The organism is Xenorhabdus vietnamensis (assembly GCF_002127535.1).
Classification (GTDB): domain Bacteria; phylum Pseudomonadota; class Gammaproteobacteria; order Enterobacterales; family Enterobacteriaceae; genus Xenorhabdus; species Xenorhabdus vietnamensis.
The window spans coordinates 4,965-24,273 of the sequence record NZ_MUBJ01000032.1 but is presented as its reverse complement, the minus strand read 5'-3'; the positions used below and the strand labels follow the sequence as shown (position 1 = coordinate 24,273).

Here is a 19,309-nt window from a genome sequence, read left to right as displayed (position 1 = left end):
ACGCTGGCTCAGCTGCTCACTGACTGGTCCGTCTGCCGGATCTAACGTCAGTTCAGTGATCGATAATGGGGCCTGACGCCAGACCACCTGCGCCGGCACAGACAACCCCTGCCAGATAAAGGCAGTCCGCAGGATATCGTGGCGATTGATTACTTGCTGCATGCCCGACAAATACCGCTCCAGCAAGGCCCGGTCCGCAAAAATCATCTGGCTGGTCAACAGGTACGGATCGCCCTCGTTTGCCAGCAAATGGTGGAATAAGATCCCGTCCTGCAAGGGCGACAGGGCATAAATGTCCTGAATATTGCTTATCCCGCCCGGCATTTGCCCGACAATACGATCAATATCTGCCTGCGTCAGGTCTATCAGCGGCAACATGGCCGGAGTGAGAACCGTCGTTTCGGGGGTAATGACATTGGCGGGGACTTCCACGGCCTGGTGTTGTCCTAACGTTTGCGCCAGATCTGACAGCATTGGCGTCTGAAATAGATCGCGCACTGCCAGCGTCCGTTTTGATTGATGCAACCGTTCAATCATCCGCACCGCCAGCAGGGAATGCCCGCCCAGCATAAAGAAATTGTCATGTCGGCTGACTTGCTCAAGACCCAGCAATTCCCCCCAAATCGCCGCCAACACCGTTTCATTTTCCCCTTGCGGCGCCTCATAACGTTGGCGAGCCAACGCTTCGCTGCCCGGTGCCGGCAGTGCACGCCGATCCAGTTTGCCATTCGGGGTTAACGGGAAGGCATCCAGACGCACAAACGCCGCCGGCACCATATACTCCGGCAGAGCCGCACTCAGGTGCTCACGCAGGCTATTCGCCAGCCCTGCTTCTGCGTCCGCCACCATATAAGCCACCAGCCGTTTGTTTGCGCCCTCCCCCCAAACCAACACCGCAGATTCGCGAACCGCCGGGTGCTCTGCCAACCGGGCTTCAATTTCCCCCGGCTCAATGCGGAAACCACGAATTTTCACCTGCTGGTCATTGCGCCCCAGAAATTCCAGATTGCCGTCCGGCCGGTAGCGCGCCAAATCGCCGGTGCGGTACATCCGCGCACCCGGTTTAACACTGAACGGGTCGGTCAGAAAGCGCTCCGCGGTCAGTTCAGGCCGGTTCAGATAGCCCTTGGCGACCCCGTCTCCGCCAATATACATTTCACCGACAGCCCCCAGCGGCACCGGTTGACCGTTCGCATCCAGCAGATAAACTTTCGTATTGGCGATGGGGCGGCCAATCAGAATAGAGGTCACTTCCTGCTCTAATGCCTGAATACAGTAAGTGGTTGTAAACGTCGTCCCTTCTGTCGGACCATAGCCATTTAATAGCTGTTGTGGCGGATGGGTGTTCAGTACCTCACGGATAACATGTGGATCAAGGGTATCTCCCCCGACAATCAGGCATTTTATTTGCGGCAGGATTGGGGATAACTCTGCGGCCAGTCGGTTAAACAACCCGACGGTCAGCCACATCACCGTCACACGGTGAACCTGTAAAGCCTGGATTAACGCCGTCGGAGTCAATAAAGTATGATGGTCGATAACCACTAATGCCCCACCGTTAAGTAACGGTGCCCAGACTTCAAAGGTGCTGGCATCAAACGCCGGATTCGCCGTAAAGGCCACCCGGTCATCCGGTTCAATTTGAGCATAATTATTATTGATGACCAGCCGGGTCACTGCACGATGCGGCACCAGTACCCCTTTTGGCGTGCCGGTGGAGCCGGAGGTATACATGATATACGCTGACTCAGTGCTGGAACGTGGCAAATCAGGATTACGACAATCTTGCCCACGGTTTGTCTTTTCCTCATCCGAGAGACGCAATAATGGCACAGTCAGGTTAGCCGGGATATCCTCCCGTATATCTGTAAGCAGCAACCGGGCAGTACAATCCTGTATCATCCAGTGTTTTCGCCCATCCGGCATACCCGGATCAATCGGCACATAAACTGCGCCAGCTTTGAGTACCGCCAGTTGGGCGACCACCAGCGCCACCGAACGCGACAGTAACAGCACCACATGCTCACCGAGACAAACACCTTGCTGCATTAGCTGATGAGCCAACCCGTTAGCACGGGCATTGAGTTCGGCATAACTGAGAGTTTGGTCTTCATACACCAAGGCAATCGCTTCTGGGGTCTTTGCTGCCTGCTGTTCGAACAACTGATGGATGCAAGAGGTTTCAGGATACGGTGTTTCTGTCGTATTCCAGGTTTCCAAAAGTAATATCCGTTCCGTCTCAGAAAGCAAATTAAGCTGCCCGATGGGGATTTTTTCATTTTCTCTTTCTGATGATAGTAGCTGCTGTAAATGTTCACTCATCCGCCGGATCACTGCCGGATCCAGACGATTTTCATCATAAATCCAACGGAAATTGCCCTGCGTATTTATCTGAAATGTCAGTAATTCACCCGACCTTTCTTGATTATATAACTGATTATCCTGCACGACAGAGACAGCTATCGGCCATGGATAGCGCGTTCTTAATTCTGGGATAGCGGACAGGGCAGGAAAACGCGAAAAGAGGTCACGACTGTATGTGCCGTGCTGTGCCAGCAGGGTCAGTTCATTTTCAACAGAGTCAGCAACTTCAGGCCACGGTTTATCAAATTCGACTTCAATGGTCATGGGTACCACCGAGGCCATATGTGATAACTCATCTTTTGCTTCCACACGCCAACCAATCTGGAATTCCTCTTGCTGGGTTAACCGAGCCAGATAGATAACGAATGCCTGTAATAACGTTCTCCATAATACTTCTTGACTTTTTTGGGGAAAGGCGGATTGCCAGGGACTGATTACCCAGCGGGATTCTGCTGTCTTATGGGGGATATCGAAAGGCAAATGGGCGGGTTGCCAATCGGTAAAACGCTTACACCAGAAGGGTTCATCAGGGGCGAGCTTTTCAAGTGTGTTCTTAATATTCTGCGCCTGTTTTGGTGAAAGCAAAGGTAGCTGTTCACCTAGTTGCAATTCTGATATGTCTGCCAGCGAGTTGGCAGACAACAACTGGCCTTCCAGCGTGGAAAATCCCCCGATCCGGACATCCTTACTGCCCGTCGCCACCTGCCAACCCTCTTCATCCACACGGATCAACGTCCCCAGTTTTGCTCCAGAGCAGATGTCCAGCTGCTGAAGCCAGGATATTTGTACTGTATCCTGCTTTAGCAACAGTTTTGTGCAACCCAATAGATTAGTCTCATTCTTGCCAAAATCTAATGCACGTACTAAAGCCGACAATACCTCTTCCGGCTGTTCCCAACATAAGTATCCCCCCGCCTCCGGGCGATGCGACAGTGCATAAAAACGCCGTTGCGAAAGGTCTTGTGGATAAGTGATCAATGTGCCGTGGCTCAGCGCTTTTAAGAGTTCATTAAGCCCTTGCTGAGCCGCCTGATGACATTTTAAATTCAATAAGTAAGCCGTATCCTGCTCTTCAATTGAGACTGGCCATTGCATCGCAATGCTTCCGGTATTCACAGCGCCTTCAATACAGTGCCAGGAAATGGCATACGATGTTTCCCTCGCTAACAGCGCCCAGGACGTTGCATAACTGCCGGCATAACGCGGCAAAGGACTGTCATGATAATGAAAAGCACCACCCCGGATTTGTTTAATTAATGAGGCGGGCAAAATGAGGGGGTTGACGATGGAGAAAAGCCAGTCAACAGGCTGTAACTGGATGTGTTCTTGTAATTCCTCCACCGAATTAACCCAATCAATCTCCTGCTGTTCAGCCCATGTTTGCAAAACACTATCAGTAGATAACACTGCTTGTATAATATGTCCGGCTGATTGAATTTGTTCAGCACAGGACACCGCAAGGGATGTCCCTCCTACTACAACGCACTTTCGTGATGGAATTGATGTCTCATCTGTACGATGTGGGGTATTTTCATCTAACTTCTGAGAAAGTACTTCGCCTTTAAACATATTTCCCTTTGTAGCAATGTTACCTTTCATTTATTACCTCAATAAACTTGTTAGTTATTTGAAAACTGTTAGTCTTATAATTCAGGTCGGGATTTCACTTTGTAGAAAGAAAACTCATTACATTAATATTGATAATTTCGCACATTCAATACAATGTTATTGATAGGTTTAACTATCTGTTTTATACCCTTCTTCTTTTAAGTTGCAGTTTTGTTGGTTGCGCTCAGTCACATAGTTATCTATGCTCCCGGTGATTCATTCCCTTGCCGTCTCGCCACATCTTGAAATCTATTGGGTATATACATTTCTTACACGCAAAGAGGATAGTTTTTACGTGAAAAGCCATTTTAAAAACATGAGATTTCACCCTGTCTTATAGTCACCACAAATATTTATTCTTACTATTTACTTAATAATATGAGAGTGTAATTAATACATAAGATATTAATGAAAATATTTAGACAAGACCTCCTGTCAGTTTCTAAATCACATAATTTCTCATTAATAGACAGCAACATCACAATAGCTCTTATGAAGATGGAATAAATAACCACAGCAATAAATCAAAATAAGACATTCTACACTCACATATATTTTTAAATTGACTTCATTTATTTTTATTACCACTTAATATTATTTGTAATTTCTTATAAAAAGTACTTTCAATCAATTAATATAAATCAATGTTATATTTAACCAAATTAATCATATAAGGAAATAGTTATTTTAATCTAATGGATAATGTTTTTTTAAGTTACTGAATCAGAAAAGCTTAGGTCACGTATTCAAGGTGTTATTCAATCTTAATTTCAGGATTTCTTTAAATAAAAGCACCGATGGCTTTGCATCGAAAATAAAGAGCACATACAAATAACAACACATTGTTCACGTGACTGATTTTTTAAACTGAACTAACCACTGATACTAAATGAAATAACTTTAATTTATCAAAATATTTTTTGACAAACATCATAACAATATAGTAATACAAAATTAATTGTTGTAAATTTAGTTCAACCCTATATTGTCTCATATTTTAAGATTACCACGCTATTTAAAATAATATACATATCATTCACTATTTGAGTGCCATAACTTTATTTATAACAAACCAATATGGGATTCGATGGATTAATACAAGTGCAATAGGAGGATTTTTTAGAAGTTGAGTCGCACATTGAAAGATGCGTTATAAATTATATCTTATTGGCGATATTTTTATCAAAAACACTAAAATCACCTTATGATCTAGATCATAAAATAATGCTGAAACCACCAAATCAAATATATTAAATACATTAAACAAAAACCTGAAAAAATTGCATTTATTAATTAAATGCATTATTTTATATTTTTATTTATTATCTGACCATTTGCCCTAATAAACAAATTAATTAGTCAACAAACTCAACAATAATAACATGGGATAAAAAATAGACATGATGCATAATCACAACCTCACATTAGAGAATTATCTTAATTCATCTCATACAGTATCGCTTAATTTTACCCAAGCACGACCATTCAATTTAGTTACACACTGATTTAGTGGATGACAAATGAACAATTCAACAATAAAACAGATTTTATTCACACTTTTATACCGTTCACGCTGGATACTTGTCATCGCTACCTCTGCCAGTATTGCCAATGGCATGTTCAGTGTTTCATTGGTCACATTGCTCAACAAGGCATTGATAACCTCCAGCGATAACTATTCCTCACTCGCTTGGTACTTCAGTATTCTGGTTATATTGGCGATAGCCTGCCGCATACTCGGTGACGTGCTTTTCACTAAATTGAGCCAGAATACGATGGCGAAGATGCGAGAAATCATCTCAGAACGCATTGCCTGTGCATCCTTCCGTCAGATAGAGGTGCTTGGTACTTCCCGTGGTCAATCCGTCATTACCGATGATACAACTAATGTGTCAATGCTGTTCTTGATTTTGCCTAATATTTTAATGCAAGGTTCAATTGTACTAGGTTGCTTAGGTTATCTGGCTTGGTTGTCCTGGTCCGTGTTCTTCTTAGCATTGACCGTAATCGTCGTGGGCTCACTTGGCTATAGTCTTGGCATAGGTAGAGCAATTACCTCATTTAATATAGCAGGTAAAGCACAAGATCGCTTATTTAACCATTTCAATGCATTATTCTCTGGGGCAAAAGAATTAAGATTACATTCTTTACGCGCTCAAACTTTCTTCACTCATTCACTCAGCAGTGAAATTGATAACGTACGTCAGAATCGTACCCGAGCATTCAGTGTTTACGCCTTCGGCACTAGTTGGATCCTCTTCTTATTTTATATATTTCTAGGCGCGGTGATATTTTCCTCGGCTGTGATACCCGGTATCGAAACAACGACTGTAGCAAGTTATTTAATTATCTTTCTATTTATGCTGATGCCATTAGATGGAGTGCTGAATAGTATCCCAACACTGGATGCAGCTCGTGTATCACTGAATCGCATCGGAACTGTGTTTACTGAGCTGGATGAGCAAGAATACACGATGCAACAAACCTCTATTAGCGAATTCGGTGAAATTAACTCTCTATCTCTGTCTAACCTTACCCACAGTTATTATCAAGAAAGAGAAGATGAAATATTCCGACTCGGTCCGCTTGATATGGAACTCAAAAGGGGAGAAATCACCTTTCTAATAGGTGGTAATGGTAGTGGTAAAACAACACTCGCCAAGCTGTTAGTCGGTCTCTATGCTCCGGAAAGTGGCACAATTTCTGTTGATGGACATACTATCACTGATAGCAACAGAGCAAACTATCGTCAATTATTCTCAGCGATCTTTTCCGATTTCCATCTCTTCGAATCACTGGTGGGCCTGAATAATGCGGATTCTACATTGGATGCACGTGCTAATGAATTACTCTCTAAACTTCATTTAGAGCATAAAGTAAAAGTTGAGAATGGTTGTTTCTCAACTCGCGATTTGTCTTTAGGGCAAAGGAAACGCCTCGCCCTAGTGGTCGCTTATTTGGAAGACCGCCCATTCTATCTGTTCGATGAATGGGCGGCAGATCAGGATCCTCTGTTTAAGAAAGTGTTTTATCAAGAACTACTGCCTGAATTAGCAGCACGTGGTAAAGCAATACTGGCAATCACACATGATGATCGTTTTTTCCACTTGGCTGACCACTGTATCAAACTGGAGAATGGTCGGTTTCTTGCCAAGCATGACTGAGTGGTAATATTCACAATTAACTTGATCAGGGAAACTCAAGAGAGCATAAATCTATGATCACCCCAGTTTTTGCAACACTAATTTTGATGAACTTTAGGCTTGCGTAAATCTATCCGGCGTCAATATGGGTAAAAATGCCCGCGCCCCTCATACGTGTTTGCGACAATGGATGAAAACGAGTTTGGCATGGCGATGTACGCCGATGATATTGAAGCAGCCTATTTAGCACCGTCACGGCTTGATGCGTTAATGAATATTGATTTTTTATCGGGAGCAGACCAAGACGAGATTGCCGTTATTCCGGTCATTAAGAACCTATTATTTGTATTAGGGCAGTGTCGTGTCAACAGCGGCAAGTTAGCAAAAGTGGTGTTGCCGGTTATTTAGGCAGCCAGCAAATAGAATTGTTCCGCGGGTGATAATCTATCACTTTGTGGATGTTGATATTGCCCCTTGCGTATCATCGATGCCGGCCAGGAGCGTCTGTGCCCGGCGAAACGATTTGAACCCCAGCATCTGTCGTATCCGACGTTTGATATTACGGTGATCTTGCTCAACCAGGTTATTCAGATACTTGCTTTGCCTGATGGTGATGTTTTCCTCTTCAGGTTTGTCGGCATTGAGCGTGGCCAGAGCCACAGTATTGGCGCCGCTTTTATCGATCGTCACCATTTCAGGTTCGCCGTGGTGACGGATGGTCTTGCGAAAGAAACGCAACGCGGCGGCGGCATCCCGTTTGGCGGTTAGCAGAAAGTCGATGGTCTGCCCCGTGCTGTCGACGGCCCGGTACAGGTATTTCCACTGGCCTTTGACTTTGATGTAGGTTTCGTCCATTCGCCAGCGGCGGCCTACCGACCGGTTATGCCGGCGAAAGGCCTTATCCAGTAATGGCACCAGACGGATGAGCCAACGGTGAAGCGTGGAATGATCAACGATAACACCACGCTCAGCCATCATTTCCTCGAGATTGCGCAGACTCAGGGCATAGGCCAGGTACCACCGAACACACTGAGCGATAACATCGGTGGGATAATGCAGGCGCCGGAAGGCTTTTCGGATCAATGACATGGTCAGGTAACACCATAAAAAAAACAGCATATTACCCGACGATGCCTTAATGCGACAGAACCCGCTTTCCTGCTGGAATTTGGCATCAGCATGCCGAAAGGAATTGCTATCATAAAAAGCCTTTCAGCTGTTCTGGCCGAACACGAGCTGCCTCCTTATTTAGCGCAATTATTATTGCGGTTACAGGCTCATTATCACTATTTAGTGGAACAGATAACAGAGATTGAAACTGCGTTGATGCAGGAAGTCATGCAGGATGACACGGGACAACGGCTCATGACTATGCCTGGCATTGGTCCTATTACGGCGAGTGCACTGTCGTCACAATTGGGTGATGGAAAGCAATATGCCCGAAGTCGGGATTTTGCAGCCTCAACAGGCCTGGTTCCCCGACAGTACAGCACTGGAGGCAAGACGACCTTGCTGGGTATAAGCAAGCGAGGAGATAAAAAACTTCGACAACTGTTAGTGCTCTGTGCCCGTTCATTTCTGCAATCTCTGGAATATCGGTCAGGGAAATTAGCTGCATGGGTTAAAAAACAACTTGAACGAAAACATACCAATGTAGTGGTTTGCGCATTGGCTAATAAACTTGCCAGGATAGCTTGGGCAATCACGACACAGCATACCGTATTTGAAGCTTAATTTTGGCTCATTGACATTGAATTTAACTGCTCCCATCTAATTTTGCGAAGACTGATAATTGATGACACAAGTGGCCTATCGGCCTGATGAAAACCTTATTGGCAAAATGGCTCATTGAAGTCGACTGGATTTTTAGGTACATCAGGTGCGGAATTCATTGAGGCGCAGGCAATTTTGCCTACTTTGACGCCGGATAGATTTACGCAAACCCTAAATTCATCAAAATTAGTGTTGCAAAAACGAGGGGAACCATAGAATTTTTATGCTCTATTTTCTGCTCACCGTGATGCGGCAGCCGCCCTGCGTTTTTTCCGTAAAGCAATACGCCAGCACGGCAGACCCGCCGTTGTTACCTTCGATAAAAACGGGGCCAATACCGCCGCGCTCACCCTACTCAATGCAGGGAAACCACCACAGGAGCTGATCGAAATCCGGCAAAACAAATACCTGAATAATCTGATAGAACAAGACCACCGAAACATCAAACGATGGGTGCGAGCGATGCTGGGGTTCGGCTCGTTCAGAAGAGCCTAGACCCTGCTGACAGGAATTGAATTGGTGCACATGATACGAAAAGGGCAGTTTCAACATCCACAAGGGCAAGGATTGTCATCGGCACAACAATGCTATCTGCTAGCAGACTAAAAAATCAGCAAACCGACTTTCTGATAACTTTCAACCCTTAATGCAACACAACCAATTTTATGTTCTCACGGTTTTTGTTTGCAAGCCATTTACACTTACCCGCCCTGAAAAGCGGGTAAGAAAATAACCAGAAGAAAAGAAATATTATTGCAGAGAAAGCAGTTCTTCACGGCTCAGGCCGGTAATTTCCATGACCAATTCAATGCTGTCACCACGTTTTAAAAGGGTACGGGCAATATTTATTGATGCCTGTTTTTCACCTTGCTGAATACCTTCTTCCCTGCCTTTTTGTATACCTTGCAACATCCCCTGTTGAATACCTTCTTCCCGACCTTTTTCCTGCAATCGTTGTGCAATACTCATGATGACCTCCTGATGACTCTCTGCCTGTTCTATTAATTGCTGGATCACCTGTTCAAAATGTGGCGAATCCATCGTAACAAACAGGTAGTTCAGAATAGTAACAACATCGTTGTCACTATTATAGTTATGTTTGAGGGCATGAGCTAATAGTGTCGTCACCGTTTTAAAACCCTCACGCAAATTCTTATGCTTCATCGCCAGCTCCATCACGGCGATTTTTCGATGGTTTACTAGCTCATCATCATCAATGACGGTCACATCAACTAACGGAAACGGGTTAAAGTACATTTCCTCCGCCAGTTTAGGCAATGAGAAGCATTGCGTCCAGACCTGTTGGAACGGATACGGACTAATATCGCCATGATAAAACAAAACAGGGACAACCAGCGGCAATTCCTTATTTCCCTGCTGCAAATGCTGATTCATCGCCATAAACGCGTAGTGCATCATTCGCCATGCCATCATCTTATCAGGAGTTGATTGGTGTTCAACCAGCACATAAATATAACCGTCACCCTGTTGGGTTTTCACCGAATAGAGTACATCGGACATCCTCGAACGTAACTGACTGTCAACGAATGAAGAATTCGTCAGTCTTAATGTATTAAAGTCACACAGCTTCTTGATTTTTTCCGGCAGATGAATGTCAAAAAAATCGCGGGCATTCTCGATCCGAGCCATGAACCCTTTGAATGCGGCATCATGAGGTGTGGGGATTGCTTTTTTATTCTTCATTTTTTCTTATCAGGATTGTTCTGTCCTTGGTTATATGACTTAACACTGTACACTTTCAGTAAATAGCCGCTGTCTTTTTTTCGAAAGCTGCATTTAAATACGCCTGCATATTTTCTTCATCGTCCATTTTACCATTTATTTTAGTTGATAAATTAAGTAACCTCAGCTTCGTTTAAAAATAGCAATATCATTATCCCGTAAATTCAAGCTCGGTTTTTTAGGTTGGAATGTATAAGCAATGAGACCCACGGCGATTTCCAGCAGAAAACGGGCTTGTTGCAAATAATCAGAATGAATAATTTTACTCAGAGATGGATGACGTGATTAAGCTAAAATGGTCTCGACATTGAATACTGATTGATAAAGACAGATACTGTGTTTCCTGTCAAACACAATGTAAGCTTTGATCGAAGCTTTTTCCTGTTTTAAGAACTCCAAACGCAACGTGGATGAGTTTGCGCATCATTGCTCCGATGATTAACTTTGGCGCCTTTCCGGCCGCGGTAAGCCGGGAATAAAAATGCTTCCCCCACGCCGTTCTAAAAAGTGTTGTCATTGCTGGCATATAAAGGGATTTGCGTAAAGATGCATGCCCCGTTTTGGATAATCGCGGTCGCCCCTTCACACTGCTGCCAGATTCATTCAGTCGGGGATCAACACCCGCATAGGCAGCTGCCTGCCGCGCATTGACAAAACGACCAGGATGAATATCAAAAGACAACAAGACAGCCGCAGTTTGCACCCCCAGCCCAGGGATGCTTTCCAGCAGTTTTTTCTTCTGTTTCATCTCTGCATTTCCGTTAATCAGAAGCAGAATGTCGCCTTGCAATATCTCGATTTCATGATTAAGCCAGGCGATATGGTCTGTAATGCTTTTAGTGACATTCTCTTTCGCTACATGGAGGCGGTTGCTCTCCTGCGTTCGCATCTTTTGCAAAGATTCCAGTCTTAATACCAGAGCCCGTAGCCCCTGTTCCGAAGCAGAAGGCGCCATCCATGCTGCCGGTTTCCGTTCGAAACAAAAATCACTGATCACTCTGGCATCTCCCCGATCGGTCTTGCTTCTGACCAGTAAAGACAGGCTGAATGCTTTGATTTGCGCAGGATTAATAACGCTGACGGTCAAACCTTTATCTGCCAGATACTCAGCAAACGCTTCCCAGTAAATCCCCGTCGCTTCCATACAAATATGGACATGATTGAAACCATGATGAGCCAGCCAGTTGATAAAAGTGTTAAATCCTTCAGATTCATTTTTGAATACTTTATCTTTATACTTCCCATTATTCAGGCGAATTGCGCAATCAAACTTGCTTTTAGCGATATCAATACCACAATAATAAACCTGTTCCATAAAGCTCCTCCGGTTATCAACCTTGTTAATGCGGGCTACCCGTACAGCAGGTGCAGAGATACTGTTCGATATGCTGAGGATGAATGGCTGCTGCAAAATCTGTCTTACTGGCTCGTGGCCAAAGTTGCTCCTGTCATCCAGCCATCCGGTACTACACCATGCAACGATTTTAAAAGCAAACCGAGCATACAAGATCGCTCCCGTACCCAAACTTCGGGTTCATCGCGGTGTAACCAATCATCAAATGGTCCTTTGTTAAGTCTTCTCAGCGTTTCAAATCCTTGGATCGTTGACCATGCCCGGTTAGGCCGTTTACCCCCCCGTCGCCTTTATCCGCTTTTTGATTGGCCCATGATCGGACTCAATGCGATGGTTCAGGCATTTGATTTGCCGTTGTTTCACACCCTCACGTAGCTTACCCTCCTTGATTAAACGGGCGATAGCATAACCGTAGGAGGAATGCTTATCGGTATTTAACGTTTTCGGTTGCCGTTCGGCGGGGTAAGGTTTTAACACCTGTTTGAGAAATTGATAAGCCGCACTGCGATTGCGTTTGGGGGAGAAATAGACATCCAACGTGGTGCCGTGTTTATCGATAGCACGGTAGAGATAAAACCATTTTCCGTTGACTTTGATATAAGTTTCATCCAGTTGCCATGATGAAATGGTGCGGATGAATTGATAGGGTTTCAATTTTTTACGGAGGATCGGGGCATATTCGACAAACCCGCGGTAAATGGTGGAGCGATGAACCGAAATTCCCCGCTCGGCCAACATATCGCTGACGTTGGCATAACTCAGGGGCGTTGAGCCATACCATCTCAGGTACCAAAGAATAAGTGTGGGAGCAAAATGTTTCTATTTGAAGTCGTTAGTTGCCATTTGGGTTCACTGAAGAAGATATGAATAACCTCCGTGTTCCTTACTAAGCCAATTTTTGCAATAATTGAGTCATATCAGGGTGTCCAGGGCGAGGTTAGAGCTGTATGTATTTACTGTCTGTAATATGATGAATACATAGATGAAACAAATAAAAAACTCAAAGAGGACAGTAAAATTTCTAATAAAATGGAACTTATGGCTCGTTTTATTATTAACGTCACCATAGAAAAAATTGATACTAAAATGTCCATATCGCTTTTGATGCAAGGCCTACGTTCTGTTTGGTCACCCCCATTTGTGCCGCAACATCTATCTGACGCTCGCCTTTGACGAATACGGAATAGCCAATTTCTGTAGTAGAATCAGAAAATCTCGCCTTAATAGCGGGTAAAATCCGCTCCCACTCATCTTGTGTTATTTGTCGTTTCTGAGCCATTTTCATTTATTATCCAAATGAGGTAACTATTTAGTTATAAAATGATATGGCAAGGATCAACTCTGGTCAATTCGAGTCAACAATGTAGTCTCACCCTCCATTCAACAATGTTCTCCGATATTAAGCATCGTTTGGTATCCGGCAGGACAGAGACACCCAGTGGCTCTGCGGCGCTTATCGCCCGGCATTTTGGGCGATAAGCGTAGTCCTGGCGACATTTTGCCCCGCGTTTTGGGGAAAATGCCTTTGGTGCTCCATTAAGACGCGGTTTTTGGTGCCGAGTGTAACATCTTCATATTCGGGTGCTTTCCGGCAAGCAGTAGCAAATAATTATATTCTTCTATCCTTAATTTGATATCCGCAATGGTTGCCAGCTCTTTTTCTTTTACCTGCCAAGCCGCCACAGTATACTCCGTGAGATGCGCTATATCACTCTGCGTTAGCTGTAAGGTATTTCTGAGCGCCTCAATAGGCAGTTCTTCCGGCATCTCTTTAATCAGATCCGTTATTTCAAACGGTTCTTCTAACCGATAATAAGGGTGCAGGTCGGAGATTAATAACAGCAAATGGTATTCAGCCGCTGTTAACGTCTTGGAATGGTATTGCGTTAAATCTTTCCCGACGCCTCTTATCATTTTCATGCCGGGATGTTCTTCGGTAAGTAGCAACACGAAGTTGTACTCGGCCCGTTTTAATTTTTTGACATCTTTTTTAGCGTATTCCTTGCCAAACCAGGTTGATTGAGAATACCCCATCAGCTTAGCCATCGCAGAGGGTGTCAGCCCTAATACCGTCCGAAAATGTTTCACTTCTTCTGCTGTAGATGATCCCATTACCATTTTTTTGGCATCAAAAGGCGCTGTTAACTGATAATAGGGATGCAAATCAGCCATCAATAACAAAAAATTGTACTCACCGGGCACCAGTTTAGTGGCATTCATGTGATGTACATTTTCACCTGCGGCCTCTTTCTTCTGCCATGCCCGTAATGTCAGCCCCATAATTTCGCCCAATTCAGTCTGAGTGAGGCTCATTTTTTTTCGTAACAGCTCGATTGTTTTTGGATTAGGGACTTCAGAGACGACTTTAACTCTACTCATTTTGCTGGTTCCAGAAATCAGAATTCAGGAAGATTTTAACCTGACGGGTACGTGGGTAATTTTGCTCGCAGCAAGGCTGCCAGTGTTGTCGCTGGGAATTGGGCTTCTTCATTCACCAGATTCAGTTTTCGGTTCCAACGGCGTGCCAGGGCCAGGTATGTACCATCCTCACGCTGATAAACCTCAAACGTATACTTATTGTTACCACTAAAACCTTCGTCGTAATAAACCTGTTTCATCGGCAATTTTTCCGCGCTTTAATCTCTTTCATGCTTAGTTTCTGTCATTCATAGAACAGATTATTGCTGTTTTTTCGCGTGATTTCTTCATTTTTATCGTTTTTATCTTCCGCCAATGAATGGCGTTCAGGGGGTATTTCGGATCAGGGACATCGTTTGGGACTCGCGCAAAAAACGAGGAATTTACCTGATGTTCCGTTAATGCAACAGAACCAGAAAAGTCAGTGGTTATCGAATTACCGTAACGAAGGAGAGTGGCGTTATACCATCGGTGACCGTCCAAATGGTCACCGAATTCAAAAATAAAACTACTCATCGCCAATGAAATACCGTCGGTCATGTATTAGGAGTGATACCTCGAAGGGCAATTTTCACGATATAGCTTTTCATGGTGAGGGCGACCATCTTGTATTCGGATGCGGAATGCATCTCAATCCAGGCACTATGATGCCGTAAACCTGAGGGGAGCCACTCCTTTACGTTTCTGACTTCTCACCGCAGGTCAAATATTGGTGGGAAGTGCTCATCTTATTTCCTTCTACAATCAGTTGGGACTCATCCAGTTGCCGAAATTCCCGCAGAGGCTTCCGTGGGCGAAGGCATGATTCTGTCCGAGAGCCGGATGCGTTAGAAGCGCACGTCCGGTTCGATGAGCGGGGTGTGGAAACGGGATAATGGTCAGGACAGTAAGGCACCGCCAATCGAAAGAGGTGGCAACAGATATGCCGGACCTAAAGTTACCGCGCCACATCTCGACTCTACCCATTTTCCAAGCGGACCCCTGTTGATTACCGTCCGAAATGCCGCCTATGCTCTCCGAATATGGTACGGGATATCACTGGTTCGCGCCATCACTTGATTGCTGTGGTTCATGGCCTAGGCAATCAGGTTGAGTAAATCCTACCAACGCGTATCCACCGTTACCGTGGCAGATAACCCACTATCAATTTCTTCAGGCCGGTCAAAGATTATCTTTACTGATACTCGCTGAACTATCTTTGTAAAATTCCCTGTCGCATTATCTGGAGGAAGTAAGGCAAAAGTAGCCCCAGTCGCAGGTGAAATACTGTCTACCTTTGCAGGAAAAATTTTATCAGGGTAAGCGTCAATAGAAACTTTCACTGGCTGGCCTTTATGCATACGTGAAATTTGCGTTTCCTTAAAATTGGCTCGTATCCATGGTGTTTGATTCGATACAATGCTAGCAATACCTTGCCCAGCTTGTATCATCGTACCAACTTGTACACTACGGTTACTGAGCACACCATCATTGGGTGCAACTATCCGTGTATAGCTCAACATAAGTTCAGCTTGGCTTAAAGAAATCCTGGCCTGCTGTATATTGGCTTTAGCCTGTTTGATTTGACTCTCTTGCACAACAAGTTTGCCAATTTGTGTTCTTAACTTTGCCTGTGCTTCATGATACTTAGACATAGCGATTTTATAATTAGAAATAGCATTATCTAAATCATTTTGAGAAACATAATGTCTTTCTTTTAGCATCCGAAAACGTTCTGATTTTTGACAAGCATACTTCAAACTTGCTTTGGCCGAGATTAAACTATTACGATATTCTTCAACTACATCCTTTTGCATCTGGTAGCTTGCCTGTGCATTAATTAATGTGCTTTCATTCTGTTCCAATTCCGCCGTAGCTTTTTGTTTATTTAGCACAATTTCACTCTTATCTAATTGTACCAAAAAATCGCCTTTTTTCACTTTATGGTTATCTTGAATATTAGATTTCAATACTATACCATTTAAACGAGAATTAATATTTGCTTGTACATAAGCATTATTTGTCGTTTGAAAATAACGCCAATAAAAATACCAATAAAAATAGAAAACCGATAGAAAAAAAATAAAAACAATGATAATTACCTTAATGTTTTTCATCATAATTATCCCCAGTGATTTCCCTTTGTATTACCGATGGGTTATAGAAAAAACAAAATTCATATTTATCGCAACTAACCATTACAATCCAAGATAAAATATAGTTTGATAATAGATTAAAAGGTTTTTAATCTATTACTTAATAATTTTACTTATGGTGATTATTCTGTGCATTGGATTTCCAACGATATTTTGGCCAACGAAAACTAAACAATACCATCAAAAATGTTAATGGCCAGCCACTAATAAAAATAATTACATCAATAGGTACATTGCTTTGACGAGAAAGAATATAGATCCCTATGGCTTTCAATGAAAAGACCAAAACCCAAGCTATTGTAACTTCATGCCAAACTCTGGTATACAACGCTGTACCATAAGCAGGAATACTCTTCAATCTCGGCATAGCTTGTTCAGCTATTGTCTGTATAATGGGTTGTCTCATTAAGGAGTAAAAGCTAAATACCACGACTACAGAAAGAGCACCACTGACAGATAAAAAAACATTTTCTTTACTAATGTTAAACAAAGTATACCCATGAAGGTAAAGGTAATGACTGCCCCCTGATATCATTATTAAAACAACGATGGCTAAAGAGCTTCTCTGTCGGCTAACCAACTGTATTCCCCCAGAATAAAGGGCAACTGCCAGCACAGCAATACCCACTCCCATTATCCAAAACATGATATTGTAAAGAGCAAGAGGAACAATAATAGTCATTAGCGCATCACGTGATAATAAGTAATGCCAAATAGTCATTGGTTTTTGTTGATTCATTATGATTCCTTCTTAGTCAAATATAAGTTGAAATCATGGGTGGAAAATAATACCAAAAAAATTGTCATTAGCATTATTCCTCCCATGATCAAAAACAAATCGTTGAAAGCCATAATTTCGGCTTGCTGCACTATCTTCTGTCCCAATATAGCAACAGCTGTATGTTTCACATCCTGAGTATCCGTTTTCAAACCATGACGAATCATCAGGCTTTTGACACTGTTAAGATAATAAGTAAATACACTGCTACTAGATGGTAGAGATGTTTTAATATCATAAATATGGGTATTGAAACGCGAAATAAAAAACGTGGTCAACATAGCAGTACCACATGCTCCACCCAAACTACGAAAAACATTGATTAAGACAGCAGAGGAAGCACTGTCTCTTTGCTGTATATGGCGAGTTGCTAACAAAGAAAGTGGAACCATGATAAATGGTTGCCCCAGTGCACGTATCAGCATAGACCAAATCATCTGTGATCCAGCAAAATTTCCCTCTATGCTACTGTTCATAAAAGTACTCATCGCTAATCCGGCAAAGCCAATACAAATCAGATACTTTGGATTGAATCGTTGAACCAAAAAAGGAATAAATGGTAGAATAATTAATTGTGGTAATCCCATCCAAACCATCACGCTACCAATCTGTGATGCATTATAGTCATATATCCTAGTCAAGTAGTAGGATACTAAAAATGATGTGCCATAAATTGCCAATCCAAACATAGAAAAAATGACAAGGTAAAATGAAAAATAAAAATCTTTAAATAATTTAATATTTATTAGTGGATAACGATAAGTAAACTGATCATATATAAATATAATTAAACTAATTGTAGAGATAATGGTTAATATGCAAATCATGTCAGATTCAAACCAGTTTACGATACTGCCTTTTTCTAAAACAACTATCAATGACCCTAAACACAACATAATAGAAACAATACCAACAAAATCACCTGTTCGAATAACATTCCAATTAATTTCTTGATATTTGAGAGAGCAATTAATTAATATTAATGATAATAATGCAGGAACTGCGTTAATATAAAATATCGCGTGCCAAGACAAATTTTCGGTTAGCCATCCTCCTAGAGCAGGCCCAACTGCAGGAGCAAAGGTGCTGATGATACTAAACAATGACATACCTAACGGACGTTTTTCCTGGGGGAAAAATTCAATAATCAAACGAAATGAAATAGGAATCAATGCACCACCACAGAATCCTTGTAATGAACGAAAAAGAATCATTGAATTGAGACTCCACGCGGAGGAACAAAGCAATGATGTAGCTAAAAACCCGATAATGCACCACAGAGCATAGCGCCCCGTCCCAAAAGCCTGACAAAGCCAACCACATAAAGGGATAGCAATGATCTCTGATGTAAAATATGAAGTCATCAACCACGAACTTTCATCCAAACTGGCAGATAATGCCCCCTGAATCACTTTCATTGATGAGTTGGTGATTTGAATATCTAAAATCGCCATAAAGCCACCAATTAACCCACCAACAACAGCACACCATTGGCGGGAAGTCAGTTGAGGACGTTCTGGTTCCACGGTTATAACATCACTTCTCATAGAAGAACTTTCCGTAGCTGGTTAGCAATATAAGTGATATTCGGCTCTTGCATCATAGAAACATGATTACCCATTGCACTAATGATTCTTAAACGATCATGAGATAAATATTGCCAGCCTAACCCGGGTTCATTCAATTTCTTGCGCCCGGGCAAAGATTCTTCTGCTTCTACTACCAAAATTTCTCCGGGATATATTTTCCCTTGATATTGGTCTGTAGCATTAATATGTGCATGCAAAATAACTAAGAAATACTGGAATTCCTTATGGCTAATATTATCTGGCACTAAATTAACTTGTTTGAATTCTGTCAGAAATAGCTCTGATCTCTGTATTTCTGACATTTTTACTAGTACTACAGCCGTATTTGTTTTTCTCAATCGGAAATATGCCCGTAGAACAGCTTGAAATGATACGGTTTCTCAGTTTATTGATTATCAGATAAC

At 42.9% G+C, this 19,309-nt stretch carries 14 protein-coding genes and 5 pseudogenes; 6 read left to right on the top strand and 13 right to left on the bottom strand.

Going from position 1 to position 19,309, the window contains the following annotated elements; genetic code table 11:
* Positions 1 to 3,963, bottom strand: a 3,963-nt coding sequence (locus Xvie_RS18475; protein ID WP_139838890.1) for a non-ribosomal peptide synthetase, incomplete at its 3' end; no start/stop codon positions are given.
* A gap of 1,529 nt (positions 3,964 to 5,492) precedes the next feature.
* On the opposite strand from Xvie_RS18475, the gene Xvie_RS18470 reads away from it, so the two are divergent.
* A complete protein-coding gene (locus Xvie_RS18470) occupies positions 5,493 to 7,136 on the top strand; it encodes a cyclic peptide export ABC transporter (protein ID WP_086110622.1) in 1,644 nt (547 codons plus the stop codon).
* A 165-nt stretch (positions 7,137 to 7,301) separates the two neighbouring features.
* On the top strand, positions 7,302 to 7,523 hold the full coding sequence (locus Xvie_RS18465) for a hypothetical protein (RefSeq protein WP_139838889.1): 222 nt from the start codon (positions 7,302 to 7,304) through the stop codon (positions 7,521 to 7,523).
* Here Xvie_RS18465 and Xvie_RS18460 read toward each other — a convergent pair.
* Positions 7,520 to 8,204, bottom strand: a pseudogene (locus Xvie_RS18460) (IS6 family transposase). The gene Xvie_RS18465 and the pseudogene Xvie_RS18460 overlap by 4 nt on opposite strands.
* A gap of 63 nt (positions 8,205 to 8,267) precedes the next feature.
* On the opposite strand from Xvie_RS18460, the pseudogene Xvie_RS18455 reads away from it, so the two are divergent.
* Positions 8,268 to 8,849: pseudogene (locus Xvie_RS18455) on the top strand (IS110 family RNA-guided transposase); the annotation flags it as partial.
* A 267-nt stretch (positions 8,850 to 9,116) separates the two neighbouring features.
* A pseudogene (locus Xvie_RS18450) lies at positions 9,117 to 9,494 on the top strand (DDE-type integrase/transposase/recombinase); the annotation flags it as partial.
* 144 nt (positions 9,495 to 9,638) lie between these two features.
* On the opposite strand, the gene Xvie_RS18445 reads toward Xvie_RS18450, so the two are convergent.
* From Xvie_RS18445 to Xvie_RS18420, 7 genes and pseudogenes are all read right to left on the bottom strand, one after another.
* Complete coding sequence (locus Xvie_RS18445) at positions 9,639 to 10,592, bottom strand: Rpn family recombination-promoting nuclease/putative transposase (RefSeq protein WP_086110620.1); 954 nt, start codon at positions 10,590 to 10,592, stop codon at positions 9,639 to 9,641.
* A 162-nt stretch (positions 10,593 to 10,754) separates the two neighbouring features.
* A pseudogene (locus Xvie_RS25920) lies at positions 10,755 to 10,904 on the bottom strand (IS982 family transposase); the annotation flags it as partial.
* A 73-nt stretch (positions 10,905 to 10,977) separates the two neighbouring features.
* The gene (locus Xvie_RS18440) at positions 10,978 to 11,946 is read right to left on the bottom strand and encodes an IS110 family RNA-guided transposase (RefSeq protein ID WP_086110619.1); all 969 of its coding nucleotides are present in this window, start codon (positions 11,944 to 11,946) and stop codon (positions 10,978 to 10,980) included.
* 104 nt (positions 11,947 to 12,050) lie between these two features.
* Positions 12,051 to 12,783: pseudogene (locus Xvie_RS18435) on the bottom strand (IS6 family transposase).
* Between the two features lie 283 nt (positions 12,784 to 13,066).
* Complete coding sequence (locus Xvie_RS18430; RefSeq protein WP_167376319.1) at positions 13,067 to 13,264, bottom strand: TrfB-related DNA-binding protein; 198 nt, start codon at positions 13,262 to 13,264, stop codon at positions 13,067 to 13,069.
* A gap of 257 nt (positions 13,265 to 13,521) precedes the next feature.
* Entirely contained in the window at positions 13,522 to 14,364 is an 843-nt protein-coding gene (locus tag Xvie_RS23405; RefSeq protein ID WP_244175731.1) for a hypothetical protein, read from the bottom strand.
* A gap of 35 nt (positions 14,365 to 14,399) precedes the next feature.
* Positions 14,400 to 14,603: a sugar ABC transporter substrate-binding protein gene (locus tag Xvie_RS18420; protein ID WP_244175730.1), complete on the bottom strand. Its 204-nt coding sequence runs from the start codon at positions 14,601 to 14,603 to the stop codon at positions 14,400 to 14,402.
* Between the two features lie 78 nt (positions 14,604 to 14,681).
* Between Xvie_RS18420 and Xvie_RS21150 the strand changes: the two genes are divergently transcribed.
* A complete protein-coding gene (locus Xvie_RS21150) occupies positions 14,682 to 14,909 on the top strand; it encodes a hypothetical protein (RefSeq protein ID WP_167376318.1) in 228 nt (75 codons plus the stop codon).
* A gap of 343 nt (positions 14,910 to 15,252) precedes the next feature.
* Entirely contained in the window at positions 15,253 to 15,462 is a 210-nt protein-coding gene (locus Xvie_RS21750) for a hypothetical protein (RefSeq protein WP_167376317.1), read from the top strand.
* Positions 15,463 to 15,503: 41 nt separating this feature from the next.
* Here Xvie_RS21750 and Xvie_RS18405 read toward each other — a convergent pair whose 3' ends face one another.
* From Xvie_RS18405 to Xvie_RS18390, 4 genes are all read right to left on the bottom strand, one after another.
* Entirely contained in the window at positions 15,504 to 16,502 is a 999-nt protein-coding gene (locus Xvie_RS18405; protein WP_244175729.1) for an HlyD family secretion protein, read from the bottom strand.
* A gap of 145 nt (positions 16,503 to 16,647) precedes the next feature.
* A complete protein-coding gene (locus Xvie_RS18400; protein ID WP_086110616.1) occupies positions 16,648 to 17,277 on the bottom strand; it encodes a hypothetical protein in 630 nt (209 codons plus the stop codon).
* Positions 17,277 to 18,863: an MDR family MFS transporter gene (locus tag Xvie_RS18395; RefSeq protein ID WP_086110615.1), complete on the bottom strand. Its 1,587-nt coding sequence runs from the start codon at positions 18,861 to 18,863 to the stop codon at positions 17,277 to 17,279. Before Xvie_RS18395 ends, Xvie_RS18400 begins: the two co-directional genes overlap by 1 nt.
* Complete coding sequence (locus Xvie_RS18390; RefSeq protein WP_139838887.1) at positions 18,860 to 19,243, bottom strand: thioesterase domain-containing protein; 384 nt, start codon at positions 19,241 to 19,243, stop codon at positions 18,860 to 18,862. Before Xvie_RS18390 ends, Xvie_RS18395 begins: the two co-directional genes overlap by 4 nt.
* Positions 19,244 to 19,309 lie beyond the last annotated feature (66 nt).